Here is a 21,849-nt window from a genome sequence, read left to right as displayed (position 1 = left end):
TCGATCTCGTAGACACCCTGTCTGCCGCTCTCCTGCTCCTCGGACGTACGCTGGGATGGACTGGCTTGCATCGAGCAGAGGTGGACCTTTTCAATGACGAGTCATAACGGCAAGCTCCTTGGTCACACGCTCGCGACGATGAGCCAAGGAGGTCCGCCGCGCTTCCTGACGCAGCCGCCGCCCGCGGCGTGGACGGGGCCTGACTCCGCGCGGGGGAACGAGGTCCGGAGGGTCCTCGTCATCGACGACAACCCCGCGATCCACCGCGATTTTCAGAAGCTCCTGTGCCCGGATGTGGGGACATCGGCGGACCTCGACGCCCTCGACGCGGCGATCTTCGGCGCGCCGGCGGCGGTCCCGAGGAGCACGTTCCAGGTGGACGGCGCTGGCCAGGGCCAGGAGGGGCTGGAGAGGGTCCGGCGGATGCAGCGGGTCGGCCGCCCCTATGCGCTGATGTTCGTGGACATGCGGATGCCGCCGGGCTGGGACGGCATCGAGACGATCGAGCGGATCTGGGCCGAGTGTCCGGACATCGAGGCCGTGATCTGCAGCGCGTACTCGGACTACTCGTGGCACGACGTGATCCGGCGCCTGAAGCGGCCCGAGCTCCGGCTGCTGAGCAAGCCGTTCGAGAGCAAGGACGTGCTCGAGCTCGCCTGGTCGCTCACGTCCCGGTGGCTGAAGCGGAGCGCGATCCGGCGCTGAGGCGGCGCGGCGCGGGGGCGTTGACACCCCGGGAGCGGTGTTTACACCTTGCGGTGGGTTCGGCAGGGGTCCTGAGCCAACGCCCCAACCTCGACACCGGTAAAGCGGTACGGAGGTGGTGAGCTCCCCCGTTCCGGCTCTGTCCGACGGCCTCGGCGCGCCGGGCAGCGCCCCGCCTGGAGCTCCTCTGTCCGCCGGGTACTCCTGAACTGGCGCCCTCCGGCTCAGGCCCCCGCCGAACCGTTCGAGAGCGAGCGCAGTCGAGCCGCGGCGCCGCTCTGCGTTCCTCTCGCAACACTGTGTTCCATGGAAGGAACGGACTCGGCGGCGCGCCCCGCCGCCGGTGTGGCTAGGCGGCAGGGCGCGCCCTCCGGGCGGAGATGAGATGTGCGTGGCGACCCGGCTCCCGCAGGGCACGGGCAACGAAGGGAGGGAAGGGGGAGAACACCCATGTTGACGACGTACACTCCCTGGCTCACGGACGATCCCTGGGACACCGTCCTGCCCGAGCGTCGGGCCGCGTCGCCGGCGGCCTGAGGCGCGGGCTTACCGCGCCTCGTCGAGCGGCGCCGCCTCGCCCCGCCGCGAGCGCCTCGGCAGCCACATGTCCACGGTCGAGACGACCGCCATGGCGCCGAGCGACAGCAGCATGGCCACGCCCGAGATCGGCATCAGCGCCGCGGCGCCGGGCGCGCTCCGGATGAGCCACGGCGCCGCGATGTGCAGCCCGCTCGTGACGACGGCCGCCGCCACGCCCCCGGTGTGCAGCCACGCCGGCAGCCGCGCGAGCAGCCAGAGGTGCGCGAGGATCAAGACGTAGACGGGCACCGAGAAGAGGTGGAAATGGGTCACCTCCAGCAGCTTCCGCTCGGAGATCTGCTCGACCAGCACCCGCGGCGGCTCCGGCGCGGCGGGGAGCTCGAGCTCCGGGCCGAGCTCGAGCGAGGGCCCGTCGGCCGCGGCGGGCGCCTGCGTGGGCGCGGGCGGCGGCGCGGCGGCCGGCGCGCCCGCGTAGTACGCGGCGGCGCCCGCGTCCTGCACCATCGCCCCGTAGAGGCGCCACGACACGAGCAGCCCGACGATCGAGGCGACCGCGAACGCCGTGTACAGGAGCTTCGCGCCGAGCGAGAGCGACCTCAGCCGCCCCGCCGCCGCGGTGAAATCCCTCACAGGGCGCCGCGCTTGAGCGCGAGCTGGAGGACGAGGGCGTCGCGCTTCACGCCGAGCGCGACGGAGCGCGACGAGATCGACGCGCCCGACACGATGTCGATGTCCTTGCCCGCCGTGATCGGATCGCTCGCCGTCTTGCCCTGGAACTGGGCGCGGAAGCGGTCGCCGCGGACCTCGTCGCCGTACGCCTCGCGGTACTCGAGGATCTCGATCCGCTCCACCGCGCCGGCCGTCGAGAACTTCACGGCGAAGTCGATCGGCTCGTGCATCCCCTTCTCTTCGTCCTTGATCGCGTAGCCGTCGGTCTTGCCGTCCGACTCCGCGACGTAGACCACCCACTCGCGCTTGACCTGCGCCCCGAGCCTCTTGCCGATCTCCTGCGCCTCGGCGTCGCTGAGGACGACCTTGCGGTAACCGACCTTCTTCGAGCTCGCGAAGAAGCTCTTCAGGACGGCAGGGACCGTCCAGTACGTCGCGCCGTGGGCGGGGAGCGCCGCCAGCGCGAACGCGAGGGCCGCGGCGGCGGCGAAGTGGGCTGTGCGGAGGCCGGAAGAACGCATCAAGACTCCGAGGAAACTGTCATTCGTGAAAGTCAAAGTCAACAGCGTTTGGCCGCGGGATCCGCTGGATCCGGCGGCGCGCGTGCCTCAGTCGCGCACCTGCACGTCGAGGTAGCGCTCGGCGCTCAGCACCCACGCCTCCGGGCTGCGGCCGGCCTCGACGTGGGCCACCGCGTCGGCCGCGATCGCGGCGCAGTGGTCCAGATTGCAGTGCAGGAAGAGCGCCTGCCGCCCGAAGGGGAGCGCGCCGAGCGCGGCGGCGCGGCGCATGGCCGCGCGCCAGTCGTGGAGCCAGCCGCGCCGGTAGAGCGGGTAGACGCCGGGCACGAAGCGCTGCCGGGCCTCGATCGGCGCCACCCCGCGCGGGGCGATGCCCGCGCGGACGAGCTGGTCGAGCAGCGCCGCGAGCGGCCGGCCCGAGGCGAAGTCGCGCCCGCGGCCCCAGGCGCCCTCGGGGATCTCCACGCACAGCACCGTCTCGCCCGGGCGGCGGAGATCGGGCGCGTAGTTCTGCAGCTCGGAGACGCGGCCGAACCAGAAGCGCGGGTCGGGGCAGTAGTACGTCTCGGGCGCGCCGAGCCGCGCGCGCGGGTAGGCGAGGTAAACGAGGTACAGGCCGCGGTGCTCGAGGCGCGCGTCGGGCACGAGATCCGCGAGGTCGCCCGCGAACAGGACCGGCGCCGCGCCGGCGGCCGAGGCTACCCCGGCCGCGTCGAGGGCGGCGCCGCACTCGGCCCGGACGCCGGCCTCCGCGAGCTGGGCCTCGAGGTACGCGATGAGCGACGAGATGCCGGCCGGCGGGTAGACGAACCGCGCGAGGTCCGCGGCCGCGCCGCCGCGGCCGCGGGCGAGCCCCCGGAACAGCGCGAGCGGGCTCGTGGTGCTGATCCGCTTCTTCGCGACGGTCTGGGACAGCTCCGACGGCGGGATGCCCCAGACCTTCTCGGCGTAGGGCCGGTAGAACGACGCGTAGGCCGCGGCGCCGACGCGCTCGCGCACGAACCGCTCGAAGCCGACGTCCTCGCCGGCGATCGCGCGGTCGTGCTCCCAGCGGGCGAAGGCGGCGCGGCGGCCGCGCTGCGCGACGAAGCCGAGGCCCATCGCGGCGCCGGCGCGGAGGCCGAGCGCGCGCAGCATCGACGGGACGCTCGGGGGGTAGGGGACGTGGCGCTCGCCGAGCACGAGCACGCCGCGGCGCGGGCGCGACAGGAACGGGGAGCGCGCGTGCACCTCGCGGAAGAGCGGCTGCTCGAGGGCGGCGGGGTGGAGCCGGTGCGAGCCGAGGTCGCACGGCAGCCCGCGGAACAGCTCGGCGCCGGCGAGGCCGCCGGGGCGCGCCGCGCGCTCGAGGAGGCGCACGCGCCGGCCGGCCCGCGCGAGCAGCAGGGCAGCGTAGAGGCCGGAGATGCCGGCGCCGACGACGAGGCGCTCGGGCCCCGCGCCGTCTGGGCGGAGTGACATGGCGGTGCCCTCGGCCGGCGCGCTCAGTACATGAACCCGAGCCCGAAATTGAGCTGCGTCTGGTCGAACCCGAGGGTGCGGTCGCGCAGCTGGTAGTCGGCCTTGAGCACGAGCCCCTGGGTCGGCCGGTACGAGGCGCCGAGCGTGAGCTCGCGGACCCCGTACGAGGCGTTCTCGGCGTAGCCCTCGGGCACCGCGGACTGCGTGTCGTACGCCTCGAGGCGCGCGAACGGCAGGAGCTCGTGGCCCACGCCGAGCGGGCGGAGCACGTCGTAGGCGGCCTCGACGTAGCCGCCGCGGATCCGGGTGGCGACGGGGCTCGTGGGATCGATGAAGTTGGGCGCGCCGCTCTGGTTGAACGAGACCATGAGGGCGCGCGCCTCGGGCAGGTGCCACTGGGCGAACAGGATCCGGGTCTCCAGGCCGCTCCTGCGCCAGCGCGCGTCGAGCGACCAGCCGAGGACCGGGACCGAGAGATCGACCGGGGTGCCGTCGCGGAGGAAGAACTTGCCGTCGCCGTTCGAGCCGGCGTCGCTCGCGTACACCGACGCGCCGGCGACGACGCCGAGCAGCGGCTCGGCCTCGACGCGCGCGACGCCGGCCCACGCGTTGGCGCGGGCGAGCCCGCCGCTCTGCCGGCCGCCGGCGAGGCCGCCCGCGCGGAAGCCGAGCGGATCGAGGCCGGTCATCGCGTAGGCCTCGAAGCGCAGCCAGTCGAGCGGCTGCCCGAAGGCGCCGACGGCGATCTCGCGCCACGTCGAGGGGATGACGACGGTCTCCACCTTCGGCCGGACCACGCCGTGGAACACCGGGGGCTCGTGCCACTGGTTGATGATCCCCATCGGGACGAGCACGAGGCCCGCGCGCAGCCCGAGCGCGCGGCCGGCGGCGTTCCACTCGAGGTAGGCCTGCTCCAGCTCCGCGGCGCCGGGGCAGCTCGCGCAGGAGAGCGAGTGCTCCACCTCGAGCTCGACATAGGACCGGATGTCGGCCGTGAACTCGTGCGCGACGAAGAGCACGAGCCGGGGGATGTCGGCGACCCACGCGCGCTCGCCCTCGCGGCCGGTCGTGGTGCCGCGGACGTGCACCTCGCCGTAGCCGCCGATCGAGGTGCTGGTCGCGCTCGCGCCGGCGCTCCGGAACCGCTGCTCGGTCAGGCCGCGGACGAGCTCGTGCTCCGGCGCCTGTCCGGCGCCGAGGCCGACGGCGGGCTTCGAGGGCTCCGGCGGCGGCCCGGCGTGCTCGGGCGGGAGGTCGAGGACCGGGCCGTCCGCCGCGGGCTGCGCGGGCGCGGGCTGCGCGGGCGCGGGCTGCGCGGCGGGCGCGGGCTGCGCGGGCTGCGCGGCGGGCGCGGGCTGCGCGGGCGCGGGCTGCGCGGCGGGCGCGGGCTGCGCGGCGGGCGCGGGCTGCGCGGCGGGCGCGGGCTGCGCGGCGGGCGCGGGCTGCGCGGCGGGCGCGGGCTGCGCGGCGGCGGCGAGGGGCAGCAGCGCGCTGAGGACGACGCCCGCAGAGCGAGGCCACAGGGACGAGATCGCTTTCATGACGAGGACCGGGAGCCCCGCGAGGCGCTCGGCAGGGCGGGAGTCTTCGCGCCCTTGAAAACGGAGGTCAACCTCGTTTTCAGCCGGAGGGCGCGCCGCGCGGCGCGCGCGGGAGCGGTCGGCCCGCCGGAGATCCGGCCGGCAGCGCCTCGAGCAGGGCGAGGTCGCTCCAGAGCGCGTCGACGTAGCGCGAGCGCGGGCGCGCGAAGCGGATCGAGATCGCGTAGCCGCGGCCGGCGAGCGCGTCGCGCGCCGCGGGCGAGAGCGCCTCGCTCGTGATCAGCGCGCCGCCCGGGCCAGCCTGCTCGACGGCGCGGACGAGCTCGTCATCGCCGCGGACGCGCACCGGCCGCCGGCCGGGCGCGCCCTCCTGGATCATCCGGTCGAGGTCGCGCGTGAGCACGGGGCGCTGCTCGGCGCCGGCGTCGCGGAGGAAGCCCACGATCGCGGCCGCGGGCGAGGGCGCCCGGTGCTGGCGCGCGAGGGCGATCGCGTCGGCGAGCCACTGCGCGGCGAGGGCCGCGACGAGCGCGGCGGGCGCGGCCGAGCGGAGCGCGCGGCCGCGCGCCGCGCCCGCCGGCAGGATCGCGGGCGAGCGCGCGGGCGAGCGCGCGGGCGCGAGCGCCTCCGCGCCGGCGGCCAAGGCGACGATCAGGAGCGGGACGAGCGGCAGCCAGTGACGCGGCTTGAAGGCGATGTTCTGCCCGAGGAGCGCCCAGACGAAGTACGCGAGCGCCGAGGCGAAGAGCTCGGGCTGGTCCCGCGCCGCGCGCGCGGCCCGCCGGAGCGGCGCGGCGCGGAGCGCGGCCGCGGCGAGGAGCCCGAGCAGGATCGGCGCGCCCAGCCAGCGCGCCGCCGGGGCGTCCGGCCACGCGCCGCCGAGGCCGTTGGCCCAGATCCCCCAGACGACGCCGTGGAGCCGATCGGCCGGCGACGAGACGGTGATCGCCGTCCCGCCCCAGCGGGTGAAGTGCCCGAGCCCCTGGACCCACGTCGTCGCGACGAGGTCGCGCGGCGTCGCGATCAGCACGAGCGGCACGAGCCACGCGAGCGCGCCGGTCGCGAGGTCGCGGCCGCGCGCGAGCCACGCGAGGCGGCCGCCCTCGCTGCGGGCGATGACGGCGAGGCAAGCGAGCGCGAACGGGAAGTACGAGAGCCGCACGCCGAGCCCGACGCCGAGCAGCACGAGCGCCGCCGTGCGCGCGCGCGCGGCGCTCGCCTCGCGCGCGGCGATCTCGGCCTCCGCGGCCTCCGCCGCGCGTCGGAGGCGCCGGCCGCGGGCGCAGAGCCAGAGCGCCGCGGTCGTCACCGCGGCGCCGGCCATGTCGCTGAGGAGCTTCTCGGACGACAGCCACAAGAACGGCGAGGCGAGGGCGAGGATCCCGGCGAACGCCGCGGCGCGCCGCCCGGCGACCTCGCGCGCCAGCAGGGCGGTGAAGGCGACCGCGGCCGCGCCCGACGCGGCGCTGACGAGGGCGAGCGCGGCGCGCGGCGCGGCGCCGAGCAGCGCGAGCCCCTTCGCCGCGGCGATGAACACGGGGTAGTACGGCGCGTGCGGGCGCAGCGAGGCCACGTCGAACCGCTCCACGCCGAGCGCGAACCGGAGCGCGTCGATGTCCTCGTCGTGGTCGATGCGGAACAGCAGGCGCGACGCGAGCGCGGCGGCGGTGAGCGCGGCGAGCGCGGCGAGGTCGCGCCGCTCCCCCCTCACGAGCCCGCCTCACGAGCCCGAGCCGGAGCCCGATCCCGGCGCGTGCGTCGGCGCGCCGCAGTCCGGCGCGTCCGCGCCGGCCGCGCCAGCGCTGACGGTCGCGCCCGAGCCGGAGCCCGAGCCGGGGAGCGGCGCCGCCGGGGTGTCGCACTGGTCGAACAGCTCCTCGCCCGCGTAGTCGAGGCACGCGGTCGCGAGCGACACGAACACGAACGTGGCGCCCGCCACCACGAAGGCGGTGCGCAGCGATGCCCAGGAGCCCAAGCCGACCACGCAAGCACCGTGCCGCCGACGCAAATGCATGTCAAGCGCGCGTGTTCCGCGGTCGGGACCGGGGCGGAGGCGCCGGGCGTCGCGCGTTTTTTGCTCCTCCCCGCGCCGCGCGCGTAGGGTCGCGCGCATGGAGTGGCTCGAGTCGATGCACCGCATCCGCGCGCTCAAGCTGGAGCTCGCGCGGATGGACCCGCGGCGGGGAATGCCGATCGCGCCGCCGGCCGGGGCTCCCGAGGCGGCGATCGCCGGCGTCGAGCGCCGCCTCGGCATGCCGCTGCCGCCGAGCTACCGCGAGCTGCTCGCGCGGCACGACGGCTGGCCGCAGCTGTTCGCCGGCGCCAGCTTGCTCGGGGTGCGCGCGCTCGCGCGCGGCTCGTACATGGACGTCGGGCGGATGGTGCTCGAGCTGTGCGAGGGCGAGGAGGCGCGCCGCGCGGGCGAGCGCGACGCCGCGCCGTCGAGCTTGCGCGGCCGGTACAGCGCGCGCAGCGCGCTCGTCCCGTTCGGCATCGACGCGGCGGCCGAGACGGTCTTCGCCTGGGATCCGGAGGCGAGGTCGCCGGACGGCGAGCTCGAGGTCATCCTCTGGACGAACGACGTCGGGATGCGCCTCTCGGGGTTCGCCGAGCTCCTCGACATGGTGAAGGAGATGCTCGCCGCGGAGCTCGACGATCGCCGGAAGCGCGCCGCCGAGCAGCTCGATCTGACGCCGCGGCTGCGCGCGGCGGTCGCGCCGCGGAGCCGCTCGCGCGCGGTGGCGGTGCCGCTCACACCGCAGCCTCGCCCGTTCGCGCGCAGCGCGCTCACGGGCTGACGCGGCGCTGCCCGCCGAGCCAGGCCGCGGCGCGCTCCGCGGGAGCTCGCCGGAGGCCTGGAACGCGCTCGTCACACGGCGCGCGCCCGCGCGCGGCGTGGCGTGGAGAGACGAGCCGGTTGTTTCCGCGCACAGCGTGGGACGTGATGTACTAGGCGGAGCATGACGGAAGCCCACCAGCAGCAGCGCTACCGGGTCATCGAGCGGCTCGCTTCGGGCGGCATGGCCGAGGTCTTCCTCGCCGAGAGCGCGGGGATCGAGGGGTTCAAGAAGCAGGTCGCGATCAAGCGCGTGCTCCCGCACCTGAGCGAGAAGAAGCGATTCATCGCGATGTTCCTCGACGAGGCGCGGCTGTCCGCGCACCTCTCGCACTCCAACGTCGCGCAGGTGTTCGACATCGGCGTCGGCGACAACGCGTACTTCATCGTGATGGAGTACGTGGACGGCGCCGACCTGAAGGCCGTCCTCGAGTCGATGCGCAAGGCCGGGCGCACGCTCCCGGTCGAGTCCGCCGTGTTCATCACGGCCAAGCTCTGCGAGGGGCTCACGTACGCCCACGAGCTCCGGGCGGCCGACGGGCACCCGCTCAAGATCGTGCACCGTGACATGTCGCCCCCGAACGTGCTCATCACCAAGTACGGCGAGGTGAAGATCGTCGACTTCGGCCTCGCCAAGGCGACGAGCCAGCTCGAGAAGAGCGAGGCGGGCATCATCAAGGGCAAGTTCAGCTACCTCTCGCCCGAGGCCGCGCAGGGCCTCGAGGTCGATCACCGCACCGACATCTTCGCGGTGGGCGCCATCCTCTGGGAGATGCTCTCGGGCAAGCGGCTCTTCCTCGGCGACACCGACTACCAGACCGTCAAGCTCGTGCAGCAGGCGCAGATCCCGCCGCTCTCCGAGATCAACAAGGCGGTGTCCCCCGAGCTCGATCGCATCATCGCCCGCTCGCTGGCCCGCGAGCCCGGCGATCGCTACGGCTCCGCGCGCGAGTTCGGCCGGGATCTCACGAACTTCCTGTACAAGTTCGGCCGGCCGGTCAGCGCGTACGACATCGCCGAGCACGTCCGCAGCGCCATGGCGCTGAAGAAGCGCGCCCCCGCGTCGGACAAGGCGTCGTTCATCGACAGGCTGATCGAGGAGACGCTGCTCGAGTTCACGTCGCTCCCGGACGACAAGGCGGCGCCGAGCGCCGCTCGGCCGAGCGAGCCGCTCAAGATCTCGGCCTTCGAGGACATCGGCAAATGGGCCGACGAGATCAAGGTCTCGGCGCCCGGCGAGGACCTCATGCGGCGGTCGCTCGCCGCGGTCTCGGTCGAGGAGGGCAACCTCGCCGCGCTCGAGGAGACCGACGCGGGCATCTCGCCCGCGAAGCTGCTGGCGTATCCGCAGGCGAGGCCCGCGGAGCCGCCGCTCGCGCCGCCCCAGCCCGCGCGCCCGCCGCCCCAGCCCGCGCGCCCGCCGCTCGCGCCGCCCCAGCCCGCGCCTCCGCCGTTCGAGCGGCGGGCCGAGCCGACGCTGGCTTCCCCGCAGGCGGCGCCCGCCCCGCTTCGCCCTGCGCCGCCCGCGGTGGCGCCGCTCGCGCCGGCCGCGCCGCCCGCGGTGGCGCCGCTCGCGCCGCCCGCGCCGCTCGCGCCGCTCGCGCCGCACGACCTGGAGGCGGAGCTCCGTCCGCTCAAGACGGGGGGCGGCGCCGTGAAGGCCGTGCTGCTCGTCGCCGCGCTCGCGGTCCTCGCCGCCGGGGCGTGGCTCGGCGGCCTGATCCCGCACTGAGCCGGCGGCGCGCGTGCCGCTCGCCGCGCCCGCGGCGGTCCGGCTCGCGCGCCGCGTCCTCCGCGATGCGGGGGAGCGCGCCGCGCACGAGCCCGCATCGCAGACGGCGCGACGCGATGCGCGCCCCGAAAGAGGCGCGGCCGTCGTCCTGAGGCGCTCTCTCCGGACGGGCTACTCGTTCCCGCCCTCGCCCTCGTCGTCGTCGTCGTCGTCCTGCTCTTCGAGCTGCCTCTCGAGCTTCTCGATCTCCTCTTCCTCGGCGTCGGCCGCGGCCGGAGCGGCGCGCCCTTCCTGGAGCGCCTTCTGGCGGGCCTTCTCCGCGGCGGCGCGGGCCTGGGCCACCTTCTGCAGGATGGCGGGCTTGGGCGCCATCATCAGCGTCATCGTGCGCTGCTCCATCATCGGGCGCACCTCGACGTTCGCGATCTCCTCGCAGTGCTGGACGATCCAGTCGAGCTGCTCCTGCGCCTTCTCCGGGTGCGTGATCTCGCGGCCGCGGAAGCGCACCGTGAACTTCACCTTGTGACCTGCGCCGAGGAACCGGTGCGCAGCCCTGGTCTTGAACTCGAGATCGTGATCGTCCGTCTTGGGACGGAGCTTGATCTCCTTGATCTCCACCACACTCTGCTTGCGCTTCGCCTCGCGGGCCTTCTTCTTCTCGTCGTACTTGTACTTGCCGAAGTCGAGGATCTTGCAAACCGGAGGATCCGCCTTCGGGTTGACCTCGACGAGGTCGAGCCCCTTCTCCTGAGCCCGGCGCAGCGCCTCGTGGGTCTGCATGATGCCGAGCATCTCGCCATCATCGCCGATGACGCGGATCTCCGGGACGCGGATGCGCTGGTTGATGCGGATCTGCGGCCCCCGCTGGGCCTGCCGAGGGTCGAAGCGTCTCATCGCCATGTGATATTTCGCTGCCTCCTTGTGTTCTGTGCTTCCGAAAGCGACGGACCGCCGCTTCGCGACCGATCGTGGTCGCGGCGACCATCACCATGCCAATGTCGCCTGACTCCGCGCCGCAGGCAACGGCAGCAAGCACAGCGGCCGCCGCGGCCCAGGGGCGATCGGGAGCCCTGGTCTGCCGGGCTCGAGACGGGGGGTAGGGGAAGGCCTGCCGGCGAGAGGGGCCGGCCGGAACGACGGGTCACGAACTGGGGGCGCTCGCAGCCAGGCGGGGGGGCTTCGACTCCGCGGCGAGCCGGTCGGCGAACTCCTCGAGCGGCATCGCCCCGAGGTCCTTGTTGAGATCGCGCGACCGGGGGGCGACCTTGCGGCCCTCGGCCTCCTTGTCGCCGACCACGACCACGTACGGGACGCGCGTCAGCCGCGCCGCCCGGATCTTGGCGCCGAGCTTGTCGGAGCTGAGGTCGGCCCGGGCGCGGAGCCCGCGGCCCCGGAGGTGCGCCACCACCTCCTGCGCGTAGGCGGCCTGCTTCTCGCTGACCGTGACGATGATCGCCTGCTCCGGGGCCAGCCAGACCGGGAAGGCCCCGCCGACGTGCTCCAGGTACACCGAGAAGAACCGCTCGAGCGAGCCGAGGATCGCCCGGTGCAACATCACGGGGCGGTGCACGCCGCCGTCGGCGCCGGTGTACTCGAGCTCGAAGCGATCGGGCAGCGCGTAGTCCACCTGGATCGTGCCGAGCTGCCAGCTCCGCCGCAGCGCATCCTGGACGTGGAACTCAAGCTTCGGGCCGTAGAACGCGCCCTCCTCGGGCGCGATCTCGAAGGGGAGGCCGGCCAGCTTCAGGGCGTCCGCGAGCGCGCCCTCCGCGGCGTCCCACTGCGCGTCGGTGCCGATGCGCTTCTTGGGCCGGGTCGCGAGCTTGATGTCGATCTTGGCGAACCGGAAGGCGGCGTACACCTCGAGCAGGAGGCGCAGGAACGCCTGGATCTCGCCGTGCATCTGCTCCGGGGCGCAGAAGATGTGGGCGTCGTCCTGGCAGAAGCTCCGCACCCGGGCGAGCCCGTGGACGACGCCGCCGCGCTCGTACCGGTGGAGCCGGCCGAAGTCGGCGAGCCGCCACGGCAGCTCCCGGTAGCTGCGCCGCCGCTGGCCGAAGATGAGGCAGTGGCTCGGGCAGTTCATCGGCTTCTGGGCGAGCCGCTCGAGCTCGGCGAGCTGCTCCAGGACCGCGGCGTCCCGCTTCTTGTCCGCTTCCTTGTAGGCCGCCGCGTCCGCCTCGCCGGGAGAGACCCCGAGCCGGAGCGCGAGCCGCGCCGCGTCGAGGTGCTCCGCCGTGACGGGCAGGTACATGTTCTCGCGGTAGTTCGGCAGGTGCCCGCTCGTATCGAACAGCCGCTTGTCGAAGATCTGCGGCGTGATGACCTCGTCGTACCCGTAGTCGACGTAGAGGTCGCGGATGTACTGGACGAGCGAGTTGTACACGTGCGCGCCGCGCGGCAGGAGGAACGGCATGGCCGGCGCGTACTCGTGGAACATGAAGAGCTCGAGCTCTTTCCCGAGCTTCCGGTGGTCGCGCTCCTTGGCCTCCGCGAGGAGCTTCAGGTGCTCGTCGAGCGCCGCCTGGCTCGGGAACGCCGTGCCGTAGATGCGCTGGAGCATCGGGTTGCGCTCGTCGCCGCGCCAGTAGGCGCCGGCCACGCTCACCAGCTTGACGGCCTGGAGCAGCGAGGCGTCCGGCACGTGCGGGCCCTCGCAGAGGTCGACCCACTCGCGCTCGCCGTCGCTGTGCCGGTAGAGCGAGACCTCCTCGCCCGGCGGGATCGCGTCGATGAGCTCGCGCTTGTACGTCTCGCCCATCTGGGCGAAGAGCTCGTGCGCCGCCTCGCGGTTCACCACGTCGCGCCGGAACGGGCGGCCGGCGGCGATGATCTCGCGCATCTTCGCCTCGATCTTGGCGAGATCCTCGTCCGTGAAGGGGCCGCTCGGCTTGTCGAAGTCGTAGTAGAACCCCGCCTCGATGGCGGGGCCGATCGTGACCTTCGTCCCCGGGAAGAGGCGCTGCACGGCGTCGGCCATGATGTGCGCCGTCGAGTGCCGGATGATGCGCAGGCCGTCCGGATCGCTCGTCCGAACGGGCTCGATCCGGGTCGCGCTGTCGCGAAGGAAGGGGGTCTGAAGATCGAGGAGGCGCCCGTTGACGCGGGCGCCGATGACGGTGCGGTCCTTGGCAAGTTCGTCGGCGAGAGCCTCGCGCACCGTGGTGCGGGCCGCCGAAGCGGCCTGGGCTGTCTGATCGAGGGCCATGAAACCTCGCAGGCTAGGTCTCCTGCTGATTTGTAGGCGCGGCCGGTTTCGAACCGGCGACCCCTACCGTGTCAAGGTAGTGCTCTACCACTGAGCTACGCGCCTATGTCCCGCTCGCTCGACGTGACGCCGACGAAACGGAGAGCGCCTCCTATCAAGCGCCGGAGAGTCCGTCAAGCGATCAATTTTTCGGGTTCGCTTTTTTCTGCGGCGCAAGGGGTCGGCGTCCTTCCCGCGCCGCTGTCCCCGCGCCGGTGTCCGCGTCGGCGCGCTGGCTCGTGGGCACGCTGGCTCGTCGGCGCGCTGGCTCGTGGGCACGCTGGCTCGTCGGCGCGCTGGCCGTCGACGCGCCAGGCGACCCGCCAGAGCCGCGGCCGAGTCGTCCGTCTGGATCGGACACGAGCGCGACGGCGCCCACCGCTGAGCTCGGTGACGCGGTCCGACCGCGCGACCAACGCCGAGCCGCATGCGACACGAGCATCACCTCGGGGTGAAAGCGTCATTTCTCGGAGTTACGTCCAGGCATGGATGATCGTGATCGCGGCGCCGCTCCGGCCCGGTCGCCGCGCGGAATCCGATCGCGCTCGCGCTTGACCTCGCGTGCGGCTCGGGCGACGAACGGCTGGATGGCAGTGCCTGACGGTCTAGGCGCGCCGCCGGATCCGGCGGCGGTGATCGCACATGTCGAGGTGGCCGCGGGGAGCGCGCTCTTCGCCGCGCACGCGGCGGTGCCCGGCGATCTGCCGATCGAGCGCGCCGCGTCCGCCGCCGAGGCGATCCGGGGCGCGGCGGCGCGCTCGCGCGCCGGACAGCGCGCGAGCGTGGTGCTCGGCGCCCACGAGCTCGTCGGGGCCCTCGCCGCGCTCGGCGAGGCGGCGGCGGTGCGCACGCCGGTGACGGTGCACGTCATCGAGCGGCGCGGCGGGCCCGCCGTGGGGCGCGACGAGCTCGCGCCGGCGCTCGACGTCGGCGCGGGGGTGCTCGTCACCTGGAGCAGCCAGGAGGCGGCCGACGTGGCGCTCGTGGCGCGGCGCGCCGCCGAGGACAGCGAGACGCCGTTCCTGCACCTCGTCGACGCGCTGCCGTCCGACGTGTCCGCCCTCGGCGCAGCGCGCGACCTCGCCGCGCGCTTCCTCGGCTCGGAGCGGAGCGCGCCGACCTTCACCGACGCGGCGCCGGGCGAGAGCGACGGCGACGGGGGCCCTCGCCCGCAGGGGCGCGGCGTCGTCCGGAAGCGGGCCGAGCGGGGCTTCTGCGCGCGCGTGCCGTTCGCGCTCGCCAGCGCGATGCGGGAGCTCTGCGAGCTGACCGGCAGGCCGCTCGGCGCGATCGAGCGCGTCGACACCGCCGACGCCGAGGAGATCATGGTCGTCGTCGGCTGCGCGTTCCCCGCGGCCCGCGAGGTCGTGCGCAGCCTGCGCGCGCAGGGCCGGCGCGTCGGCCTCGTGGGCGTGCGCGCGCTGCGGCCGTTCTACGGCGCCGAGGTGGTGAAGACGCTCGCCCGCGCCAAGGCCGTCGTGGTGCTCGAGCCGCTCGACGTGCCCCTCGCGCCGCACGGACCCGTCGCCGCCCTGGTCAAGGCCGCGTTCGCGGACGCGCTCACGTGGGCCCCCGGCTTCCCCGGCGTCGGGCGCATCCCGCCGATCATCTCCGCGACGTTCGCGACGATCGACGGCACGATCACCGAGCGCGACGTGCGCCTGTCGCTGGCGGAGATCGCGAGCGGCGAGCGGGCCCGCCGGCACATGGTGTTCGGCAGCGACGGCTGACGCCGCGGCGGCGGTCGGCCGCGGCGCGCGCCCGGACGGCCGGGTGGGGCGGATCCGGAAACGGCCGTAAGGCTGTATTCCCGTCGCATCCGGGTGAGGCTGCCCGCCTAGCTCCTTGCGCGACCCTTGGATCCTGGGTATGGAGGCGGGCCCCGGGGGGTTGGGAGAGGCCCGCAATTTGCGGGCGAGCCCGTCGGGGCCCGGAGACACGCGTCACCTTGGCAAGCTCAAACTGGTTCCAGCCGAACGCCGCCCCCGGGCGCGCGGGCAACGCGCCCGCGGCGCCGGTCGAAGGTCAATCGCCGCCGCCCTCTGGGGGGCAGGAGGCGCCGCCCGCGCCGTTCGGCGGAGGGGCCTTCTCGTTCCTCATCCTGGCGCTGCCGCTGCTGCTCATCTTCGTGATGACGCGAAGCCAGAACAAGAAGCAGAAGCAGCTCGAGTCGAACCTCAAGGTGGGCGATCGGGTGGTCACCCAGTCCGGGCTCCTCGGCAAAATCACCGACATCAACCCGAACTCGCCCCGGGTCAAGCTGGAGATCGCCCCCGGCGTGAACGTGCAGATCCTGAAGAGCGCGATCCAGGGCCAGGACCCGGGCGAGGTCGCGGCGGCGGACGCCAAGGTCGCCGACGCGGCGAAGGACAAGAAGTCGTAGGCCGGCGCTCGGCCCAACAGGAAGCTCTTTACCGCCCCCCGCGGCGCCACACTCCATGCTCCTAAACATCTTCCAGTACGGGTTCGCCGGCGTCGCCGGCCTGTGCCTCCTCGGCGCGTGGCTCAGCCGCCCGCGGCGCAGCGTCTTCGCCTGGGCGGCGCTCGCCGCCGGCGCGGCCGCCGTCGCGGCGCACTACCAGGTGTTCTGGGCCCTCGCGGTGTTCGGCCTGATGGTGCCGTGGGCGCTGTTCTGCGCCGGGCCGTGGATCGATTTCGCGTGGCGGGTGAAGACGGGCTTCGTGCTGTTCCTCGCCCTCGGCTCGGCCCTCTGCATCTACCCGACCTACCACGACGAGCGGTACGGCCGCCCGAACCATACCGGCCTCTCGTCGGAGGAGGTGTCGGAGCAGGAGACCCAGGCGAGGCGAGGGGAGCTCGGGTTCAGCCGCTTCCTGACCTCGAACGTCCCGTTCCGGCTGGTGCGCGGGCTCGACCTGAAGGGCGGCCTCCGGCTCGTCTACACGGTCGACGTCGACGAGGCGATCAGCGACAAGCGCGACCGGTACTACGACGACCTGCGCGCGGCGCTCGCGACGGCGTTCGGGTTCCACGAGGGCGACAAGCCGCCGACGATCGAGGAGATGCAGAAGCTCCAGACGAAGCTCCGCATCGAGAAGTCGCGCGAGCACACCGACACGATCGCCATCACCTTCGACGACCCGGCGGACTCCGAGAAGATCAACGACGCGTTCCTCGCGAAGTTCCTCGGGGAGCTGCAGCTCCAGCGCTCGGCGGACCGCAAGGTCGTGAGGTTCCGGATCCGCGACGAGGTCTCGAGCAGCATCCGCGAGCGCGCGGTGTCGCAGGCCAAGGAGACGGTGCTCCGCCGCGTCGACGGCCTCGGCCTCAAGGAGGCGACCGTCTCGACGCGCGACGAGGACGTCATCATCGAGGTCCCCGGCGACGACGAGAGCTCCTTCAACACGATCCGCGAGATCATCAGCCAGACGGCGCGGCTCGAGTTCAAGATGGTCGACGACGACCAGGACTTCTTCGAGCCGATCGCGAAGAGCGCCAAGGAGGAGGATCTCCCGAAGGGGCTGACGTTCTCGATCGAGAACGCGCCGGTCGGCCCCGGGAAGACCAAGCCGGTCCACTTCGCCCGGATGGTGCGCGCCGAGCACGAGGAGATGCGCGATACGCTGAAGCGGCTGCGCGAGTGGGTCGGGACGCTCCAGGTCCCGCCGGACAACGAGGTCGGCTACGGCAAGCTGTACGAGTACAACGAGGAGAAGGACGTCATCGAGGAGATCGGCTGGCGGACGTACTTCCTCTTCAGCAAGGCCGAGATCACGGGCGACATGGTGCGCGACGCGCAGGCGCTCCCGGATCAGAGCGAGGGCGGCCTCGGCGGCTGGTACGTGTCGATGGAGTTCACCCCGACCGGCGCCGACCGGTTCGAGGACATCACGGGCAGGAACGTCAAGCGGCGGTTCGCCATCATCCTCGACGAGAAGGTCGAGAGCGCGCCGGTCATCCAGACGAAGATCGGCGGCGGCCGCGCGCAGATCACGATGGGCTCGCAGAACCCCGACCAGCAGCTCCAGGACGCGCGCAAGCTCGAGCTGGTGCTCCGGTCGGGCGCGCTGCCGGCCCCGATCTCCCCGTCGAACGAGCAGCGCATCGGCCCGTCGCTGGGCAAGGACGCGATCCAGCAGAGCATGAAGGGCGCGATCGCGAGCGGGGTGCTCGTGGTCGTGTTCATGGTGGTGATCTACAGCCGCGCCGGGCTCATCGCGGACATCGCCGTCATCTTCAACCTCATCCTGCAGATCGCCGTCCTCGCGATGTTCGGCGCGTCGATGACGCTGCCCGGCATCGCCGGCCTCGTGCTCACGATGGGCATCGCGGTCGACGCCAACGTGCTGATCAACGAGCGCATCCGGGAGGAGCTCAGGGCTGGCAAGAGCCCGCGCGCCGCGGTCGACGTCGGCTACGATAAGGCGTTCAGCGCCATCCTCGACGGCCACGTGACCACGCTGATCTCGGGGCTCATCCTCGCGCAGTACGGCACCGGCCCCATCAAGGGCTTCGCGATCACGCTGATCGTCGGCATCGCGATCAGCCTGTTCACCGGGGTCGTGTGCACCCGCCTGATGTTCGACTGGGCCGTCCGCGGACGGAAGATCAAGAAGCTCTCGCTCGGCTGAGAACGGGGCCGCTGGAGCGGATCTCCGGCCTTTGAGGGAGAACGCGCGAGCGGTTCTCCGATGGTTGAGACACGACGATGGAACTCATCAAGCCTGGCCGTCAGTTCGACTTCATGAGCAAGCGCTGGCTCTTCATCGGGCTCAGCGGGATCTTGCTCATCCTGTCGATCATCTCGTTCATCGTGCCGGGGCCGACGCTCGGGACCGATTTCAAAGGGGGCACCGAGGTCGAGGTCGCCTTCAAGGCGCCGGTCTCGAGCGCCGAGGTGCGCGAGGCCGTCACGAAGTCGGGCTTCGACTCCCCCGACGTCGTCTCCGTCGCGGATCAGGCCAACCCGAACCGTTACCTCATCCGGGTCCACGAGGTCTCGACGCTCTCCGAGCAGCAGAAGGCGGCGGTGCGCGAGCACATGTGCCTGGCGCCCGAGGGCGGCTCGGTCCCCGAGGACCGCTGCCCAGAGGCGGTGCGCGCCACCGAGGTCAAGTTCAGCCCTGGCGGCGACAAGATCTCCACCCGCTACGAGGTCGCCCCTGACCTGGAGGGGATCAAGAAGCAGCTCGAGGGCATCGAGGGCGTCGAGATCAGGCCCGGCGCGAACAACCCGCACATCGTGAGCGAGCGCGACCACAAGGTCGAGCTCTACCTGAAGTCGAAGGGCGACCAGCTGATGGACGGCCTCCGGGAGCACCTCGGCGCGGACAAGGTGCCCGACCAGGCGCTCCGTGTGGAGTGGATCGGGCCGAAGGCCGGCGCCCAGCTGCGCGACGCGGCCATCAAGAGCGTCCTCATCACGATCTTCTTCATCATGGCGTACATCGCGTTCCGGTTCGACATCCGGTTCGCGCCCGGCGGCATCCTCGCGCTCGTTCACGACGTCGGCATCGCCCTCGGCGCCATGGTGATCACGCAGCGCGAGATCACCCTCTCCACCGTCGCCGCGCTGCTCACGATCGTCGGCTACTCGATCACGGACACGGTCGTCGTCTACGACCGGATCCGCGAGAACCTGGGCAAGCACCGCGACATGAGCTTCGCCGCCGTCATCAACTTCTCGCTCTCCGAGATGCTCGGCCGCACCATCCTCGTGTCGGCGACGACGTTCCTGTCGCTCGTCATGTTCCTCTTCTACGGCACGGGCGTCATCCGGGACTTCGCGTTCACGCTGGTCGTCGGCATCGTCGTCGGCACGTACTCCTCCATCTACGTCGCGGCGCCGCTCACCGAGTGGATCGACCGCCGGTTCTTCGGCTCGGCCTCCGGCAAGCGCAGGAAGGTCAGCCGCGTCCGCACGCAGAAGCGCGCCGACGCGGTCGTCTGAGCGCCTCGCCCGTGGCCGCGGCCGCTCGCGCCGCCCCGACCCAGACCATGGACGCCTTTGCCGCGCCGGTGTACCGGCTCTCGCGATGACGAGCACCGTCACGGAGGCCTGGAAGGAGCTCGCCGAGCGCGAGGCGCCGACCCCCGCCTCGCTCGCGGCCCGCAGCGCGCCGTTCGTCGAGCGCATCGCCGACCCGGGCGAGGCGTCGCCCGAGGCGCTCGCGATGGCGCGCGAGCTCGGCCTGTCGATCACGGTGGCGGACATCCTGCACCGGGCCGGCCGAGCTCCGGACGAGGCGACGCGGCGCTTCCTCGACCCGCGGCTCTCGCACCTCACGTCGCCCGACGCCATGGCCGATCGCGAGGCGAGCGCCGAGCGGATCGCGCGCGCCGTGCGCGCCGGCGAGCGGATCGCCGTCTTCGGCGACTACGACTGCGACGGGATCACCGCGACCGCCATCATGACGGGCGCGCTGCGCGCCCTCTCGGGCCAGGTCGTGCCGCTGCTCGCGACGCGCGCCGAGGGCAGCTACGGCCTCTCGGCCCCCGCGCTCGAGCGCGTGATGCGCGCCTGCCCCACGCTGCTCATCACGTGCGACTGCGGCTCCAGCGATCACGAGCGGCTGGCCGCCGCGCGCGCCGCCGGCATCGACTGCGTCGTCATCGACCACCACCTCGTGCCGGCCGAGCCGCTCCCGGCGATCGCGTTCCTGAACCCGCACCGCGCCGACTGCGGCTTCCCGTACAAGGGGCTCGCGTCCTGCGGGCTCGCGCTCTCGCTGCTGGCCGCGGTGCGCAAGAAGCTCGGCTCGTCGCTCGACCTCCGCCCCTACCTCGACCTCGTGGCCATCGGCACCGTCGCCGACGTCGCGCCGCTGACCGGCGACAACCGCGCGCTCGTGCGGGCCGGCCTCACCGTGCTCCAGACCGGGCCCCGGCCCGGCCTGCGGGCGCTCGCGGCGCTCGCCAACCTCGATCTCGGGCGCGGCGCCTCGGCGGAGGACGTCGCCTTCCGGATCGCGCCCCGCCTCAACGCGCCCGGCCGGCTCGGCGACCCCGACGTCTCGCTGGAGCTCCTGCTCGCGCACGACGGCGTGACCGCGTCCGCGCTCGCCGCCACCGTGGAGCAGGCGCAGATGAAGCGGCGCGCCATCCAGGACGAGATGCTGGCGTCGGCGCTCGCCGAGATCGAGCGCGCCGGCTTCGATCGGGATCCCGCGATCGTCATCGCGCGGCAGGGCTTCCACCCCGGCGTGGTCGGCATCGTCGCGGGCCGGCTCACCTCCCGCTTCGGCAAGCCCACGATCGTCATCGCCCTCGAGGGCGCGAAGGGGCGCGGCTCGGTGCGCGGCCCGGCGGGCGCGCGGCTCCACGACGCGCTCACCCGCTGCCGCGCCGAGCTCATCGGCTTCGGCGGCCACCAGGCGGCGGCCGGCGTCGAGGTGCGCGCCGATCGCGTCGAGGCGCTCCGGGCGGCGTGGTGCGACGCCTTCCGCGACCAGGAGCTCCCGGCCGCCGCGGCGCTCGCGGCCGCCCACGCCCGGCTCGACGATCGCGACGATCCGGCGGCCGTGGCGCGCGATCTCGAGCGGCTCGAGCCGTGCGGGGAGGGGAACCGCCCGGCGCACGTCCTCCTGGCGGGCGCGGCCGTGCGCTCGGCGAGGAACCTGAAGGGCCACCTCAAGCTGGAGCTCACCGTCGCCCGCCGCGAGATCTCGTGCTTCGGGTTCGAGCTGGGCGAGCTCGCGGCGCGGTTCGCCGGCGGGCGGGTCGACGTGGTGGGCCGCCTCCGGCGCGACGCCTGGCGCGGCGGGGACGCCGTCGAGATCCGGATCGAGCACGTCGCCGCGGCCGACTGAGCGTTCGCGGCGGGCCTCGGCGGCGTGCTAGCGTGGGCGCGTGGCTGAGCCGCTGATCCGGTTCTCGCATGTGCGCAAGGCCTTCGGCCCGAAGGTCATCTACCGCGACCTGAACCTCGAAGTGTACCCGGGCGAGACGCTCACCGTCATGGGCGGGTCGGGCGTCGGCAAGAGCGTCATGCTCAAGCTGCTCATCCGCCTGCTCGACGCCGACGATGGAACTATCCAGTTTCACGGTGAAGAGATCACGAAGGTGAGCGAGGCGCGCATCGCCCGGGTGCGCCAGCGCATCGCGATGCTGTTCCAGGGGGGCGCCCTGTTCGACTCGATCTCGGTCGGCGAGAACGTCGCCTACGGCCTGCACGAGCACTACCGCAAGGAGATGACCGAGGCGCAGATCGCCGAGCGGGTGAACTGGGCGCTGTCGCTCGTCGGCCTGCCCGGCATCGAGCAGATGCGCCCGGGGGACCTGTCCGGCGGCATGAAGAAGCGCGTCGGCCTCGCGCGCGCCATCGCGGTGCAGCCCGAGGTGCTGCTCTACGACGAGCCGACGACCGGGCTCGATCCGATCAACACCGAGCGCATCAACCACCTCATCAAGGGCCTGAAGCAGGCCCTCAACGTGACCAGCATCGTCGTGACGCACGACATGAAGAGCGCGTTCTCGATCTCGGATCGGATGGCGATGATCTACCGCGGCGAGGTCATCGCGACCGGCACGCCGGACGAGTTCCGGGCGTCCAAAGATCCGCATGTCGCCAATTTCATTACCGGGACCGCGCCGGTGAACGAGGACGTCCAAACGCTTCTCGGGGCGTGACGATCCCC

The 21,849-nt window shown here is 73.0% G+C and carries 17 protein-coding genes and 1 tRNA gene; 9 read left to right on the top strand and 9 right to left on the bottom strand.

Annotated features, from left to right (window positions below):
• Nucleotides 1–93: 93 nt before the first annotated feature.
• Nucleotides 94–705 (top strand): response regulator transcription factor, encoded by a 612-nt coding sequence (locus WME83_RS27270; protein ID WP_437312613.1) that lies wholly within the window; start codon nt 94–96, stop codon nt 703–705.
• A 546-nt stretch (nt 706–1,251) separates the two neighbouring features.
• Here the strand turns inward: WME83_RS27270 and WME83_RS27265 are convergent.
• The 6 genes from WME83_RS27265 to WME83_RS27240 form a co-directional block, all read right to left on the bottom strand.
• The gene (locus tag WME83_RS27265; RefSeq protein ID WP_437312612.1) at nt 1,252–1,875 is read right to left on the bottom strand and encodes a hypothetical protein; all 624 of its coding nucleotides are present in this window, start codon (nt 1,873–1,875) and stop codon (nt 1,252–1,254) included.
• Nucleotides 1,872–2,435, bottom strand: a complete 564-nt coding sequence (locus WME83_RS27260) for an FMN-binding protein (protein WP_437312611.1) — start codon at nt 2,433–2,435, stop codon at nt 1,872–1,874. Before WME83_RS27260 ends, WME83_RS27265 begins: the two co-directional genes overlap by 4 nt.
• Before the next feature lie 87 nt (nt 2,436–2,522).
• Nucleotides 2,523–3,896, bottom strand: coding sequence for a protoporphyrinogen/coproporphyrinogen oxidase (locus WME83_RS27255; protein ID WP_437312610.1), 1,374 nt, complete (start codon nt 3,894–3,896; stop codon nt 2,523–2,525).
• A gap of 23 nt (nt 3,897–3,919) precedes the next feature.
• Entirely contained in the window at nt 3,920–5,437 is a 1,518-nt protein-coding gene (locus WME83_RS27250; protein ID WP_437312609.1) for a hypothetical protein, read from the bottom strand.
• 79 nt (nt 5,438–5,516) lie between these two features.
• The gene (locus WME83_RS27245) at nt 5,517–7,148 is read right to left on the bottom strand and encodes a hypothetical protein (protein ID WP_437312608.1); all 1,632 of its coding nucleotides are present in this window, start codon (nt 7,146–7,148) and stop codon (nt 5,517–5,519) included.
• Between the two features lie 9 nt (nt 7,149–7,157).
• Nucleotides 7,158–7,412, bottom strand: a complete 255-nt coding sequence (locus WME83_RS27240; RefSeq protein ID WP_437312607.1) for a hypothetical protein — start codon at nt 7,410–7,412, stop codon at nt 7,158–7,160.
• A 136-nt stretch (nt 7,413–7,548) separates the two neighbouring features.
• Here WME83_RS27240 and WME83_RS27235 point away from each other — a divergent pair, with 136 nt between their 5' ends.
• Both WME83_RS27235 and WME83_RS27230 read left to right on the top strand, forming a co-directional pair.
• Entirely contained in the window at nt 7,549–8,235 is a 687-nt protein-coding gene (locus tag WME83_RS27235; RefSeq protein WP_437312606.1) for an SMI1/KNR4 family protein, read from the top strand.
• 162 nt (nt 8,236–8,397) lie between these two features.
• On the top strand, nt 8,398–10,005 hold the full coding sequence (locus tag WME83_RS27230) for a serine/threonine protein kinase (protein ID WP_437312605.1): 1,608 nt from the start codon (nt 8,398–8,400) through the stop codon (nt 10,003–10,005).
• A gap of 171 nt (nt 10,006–10,176) precedes the next feature.
• On the opposite strand, the gene infC is transcribed toward WME83_RS27230, so the two are convergent.
• From infC to WME83_RS27215, 3 genes are all read right to left on the bottom strand, one after another.
• Nucleotides 10,177–10,899: a translation initiation factor IF-3 gene (gene infC / locus WME83_RS27225; protein WP_437312604.1), complete on the bottom strand. Its 723-nt coding sequence runs from the start codon at nt 10,897–10,899 to the stop codon at nt 10,177–10,179.
• Nucleotides 10,900–11,146: 247 nt separating this feature from the next.
• The gene (gene thrS, locus WME83_RS27220; protein ID WP_437312603.1) at nt 11,147–13,213 is read right to left on the bottom strand and encodes a threonine--tRNA ligase; all 2,067 of its coding nucleotides are present in this window, start codon (nt 13,211–13,213) and stop codon (nt 11,147–11,149) included.
• 33 nt (nt 13,214–13,246) lie between these two features.
• Nucleotides 13,247–13,318, bottom strand: a tRNA-Val gene (locus WME83_RS27215).
• A 521-nt stretch (nt 13,319–13,839) separates the two neighbouring features.
• Here WME83_RS27215 and WME83_RS27210 point away from each other — a divergent pair.
• The 6 genes from WME83_RS27210 (at nt 13,840) to WME83_RS27185 (ending at nt 21,841) form a co-directional block, all read left to right on the top strand.
• Nucleotides 13,840–14,982 carry a transketolase gene (locus WME83_RS27210; protein ID WP_437312602.1) on the top strand — a complete coding sequence of 381 codons (1,143 nt, stop codon included), beginning with the start codon at nt 13,840–13,842 and terminating at the stop codon, nt 14,980–14,982.
• A gap of 218 nt (nt 14,983–15,200) precedes the next feature.
• Nucleotides 15,201–15,635, top strand: a complete 435-nt coding sequence (yajC, locus tag WME83_RS27205) for a preprotein translocase subunit YajC (protein WP_437312601.1) — start codon at nt 15,201–15,203, stop codon at nt 15,633–15,635.
• Between the two features lie 55 nt (nt 15,636–15,690).
• Nucleotides 15,691–17,844 carry a protein translocase subunit SecD gene (secD, locus tag WME83_RS27200; protein ID WP_437312600.1) on the top strand — a complete coding sequence of 718 codons (2,154 nt, stop codon included), beginning with the start codon at nt 15,691–15,693 and terminating at the stop codon, nt 17,842–17,844.
• Between the two features lie 77 nt (nt 17,845–17,921).
• On the top strand, nt 17,922–19,163 hold the full coding sequence (gene secF / locus WME83_RS27195; RefSeq protein WP_437312599.1) for a protein translocase subunit SecF: 1,242 nt from the start codon (nt 17,922–17,924) through the stop codon (nt 19,161–19,163).
• An 85-nt stretch (nt 19,164–19,248) separates the two neighbouring features.
• Complete coding sequence (recJ, locus tag WME83_RS27190; RefSeq protein ID WP_437312598.1) at nt 19,249–21,021, top strand: single-stranded-DNA-specific exonuclease RecJ; 1,773 nt, start codon at nt 19,249–19,251, stop codon at nt 21,019–21,021.
• Between the two features lie 40 nt (nt 21,022–21,061).
• Nucleotides 21,062–21,841, top strand: coding sequence for an ABC transporter ATP-binding protein (locus WME83_RS27185; protein WP_437312597.1), 780 nt, complete (start codon nt 21,062–21,064; stop codon nt 21,839–21,841).
• Nucleotides 21,842–21,849 lie beyond the last annotated feature (8 nt).

It is taken from the genome of Sorangium sp. So ce385 (genome assembly GCF_051474135.1).
Lineage (GTDB): Bacteria > Myxococcota_A > Polyangia > Polyangiales > Polyangiaceae > Sorangium > Sorangium cellulosum_D.
Note: the sequence above shows the minus strand (reverse complement) of the source record. Positions and strands in the feature narration are given on the sequence as shown.

Bases quoted from the DNA above. Each gene is read 5' to 3' on its own strand.
- WME83_RS27270 (WP_437312613.1), top strand. From the start codon at position 94: ATGACGAGTCATAACGGCAAGCTCCTTGGTCACACGCTCGCGACGATG.
- WME83_RS27260 (WP_437312611.1), bottom strand. From the start codon at position 2,435: ATGCGTTCTTCCGGCCTCCGCACAGCCCACTTCGCCGCCGCCGCGGCC.
- WME83_RS27255 (WP_437312610.1), bottom strand. From the start codon at position 3,896: ATGTCACTCCGCCCAGACGGCGCGGGGCCCGAGCGCCTCGTCGTCGGC.
- WME83_RS27250 (WP_437312609.1), bottom strand. From the start codon at position 5,437: ATGAAAGCGATCTCGTCCCTGTGGCCTCGCTCTGCGGGCGTCGTCCTC.
- WME83_RS27235 (WP_437312606.1), top strand. From the start codon at position 7,549: ATGGAGTGGCTCGAGTCGATGCACCGCATCCGCGCGCTCAAGCTGGAG.
- WME83_RS27230 (WP_437312605.1), top strand. From the start codon at position 8,398: ATGACGGAAGCCCACCAGCAGCAGCGCTACCGGGTCATCGAGCGGCTC.
- infC (WP_437312604.1), bottom strand. From the start codon at position 10,899: ATGAGACGCTTCGACCCTCGGCAGGCCCAGCGGGGGCCGCAGATCCGC.
- thrS (WP_437312603.1), bottom strand. From the start codon at position 13,213: ATGGCCCTCGATCAGACAGCCCAGGCCGCTTCGGCGGCCCGCACCACG.
- WME83_RS27210 (WP_437312602.1), top strand. From the start codon at position 13,840: ATGGCAGTGCCTGACGGTCTAGGCGCGCCGCCGGATCCGGCGGCGGTG.
- secD (WP_437312600.1), top strand. From the start codon at position 15,691: ATGCTCCTAAACATCTTCCAGTACGGGTTCGCCGGCGTCGCCGGCCTG.
- secF (WP_437312599.1), top strand. From the start codon at position 17,922: ATGGAACTCATCAAGCCTGGCCGTCAGTTCGACTTCATGAGCAAGCGC.
- recJ (WP_437312598.1), top strand. From the start codon at position 19,249: ATGACGAGCACCGTCACGGAGGCCTGGAAGGAGCTCGCCGAGCGCGAG.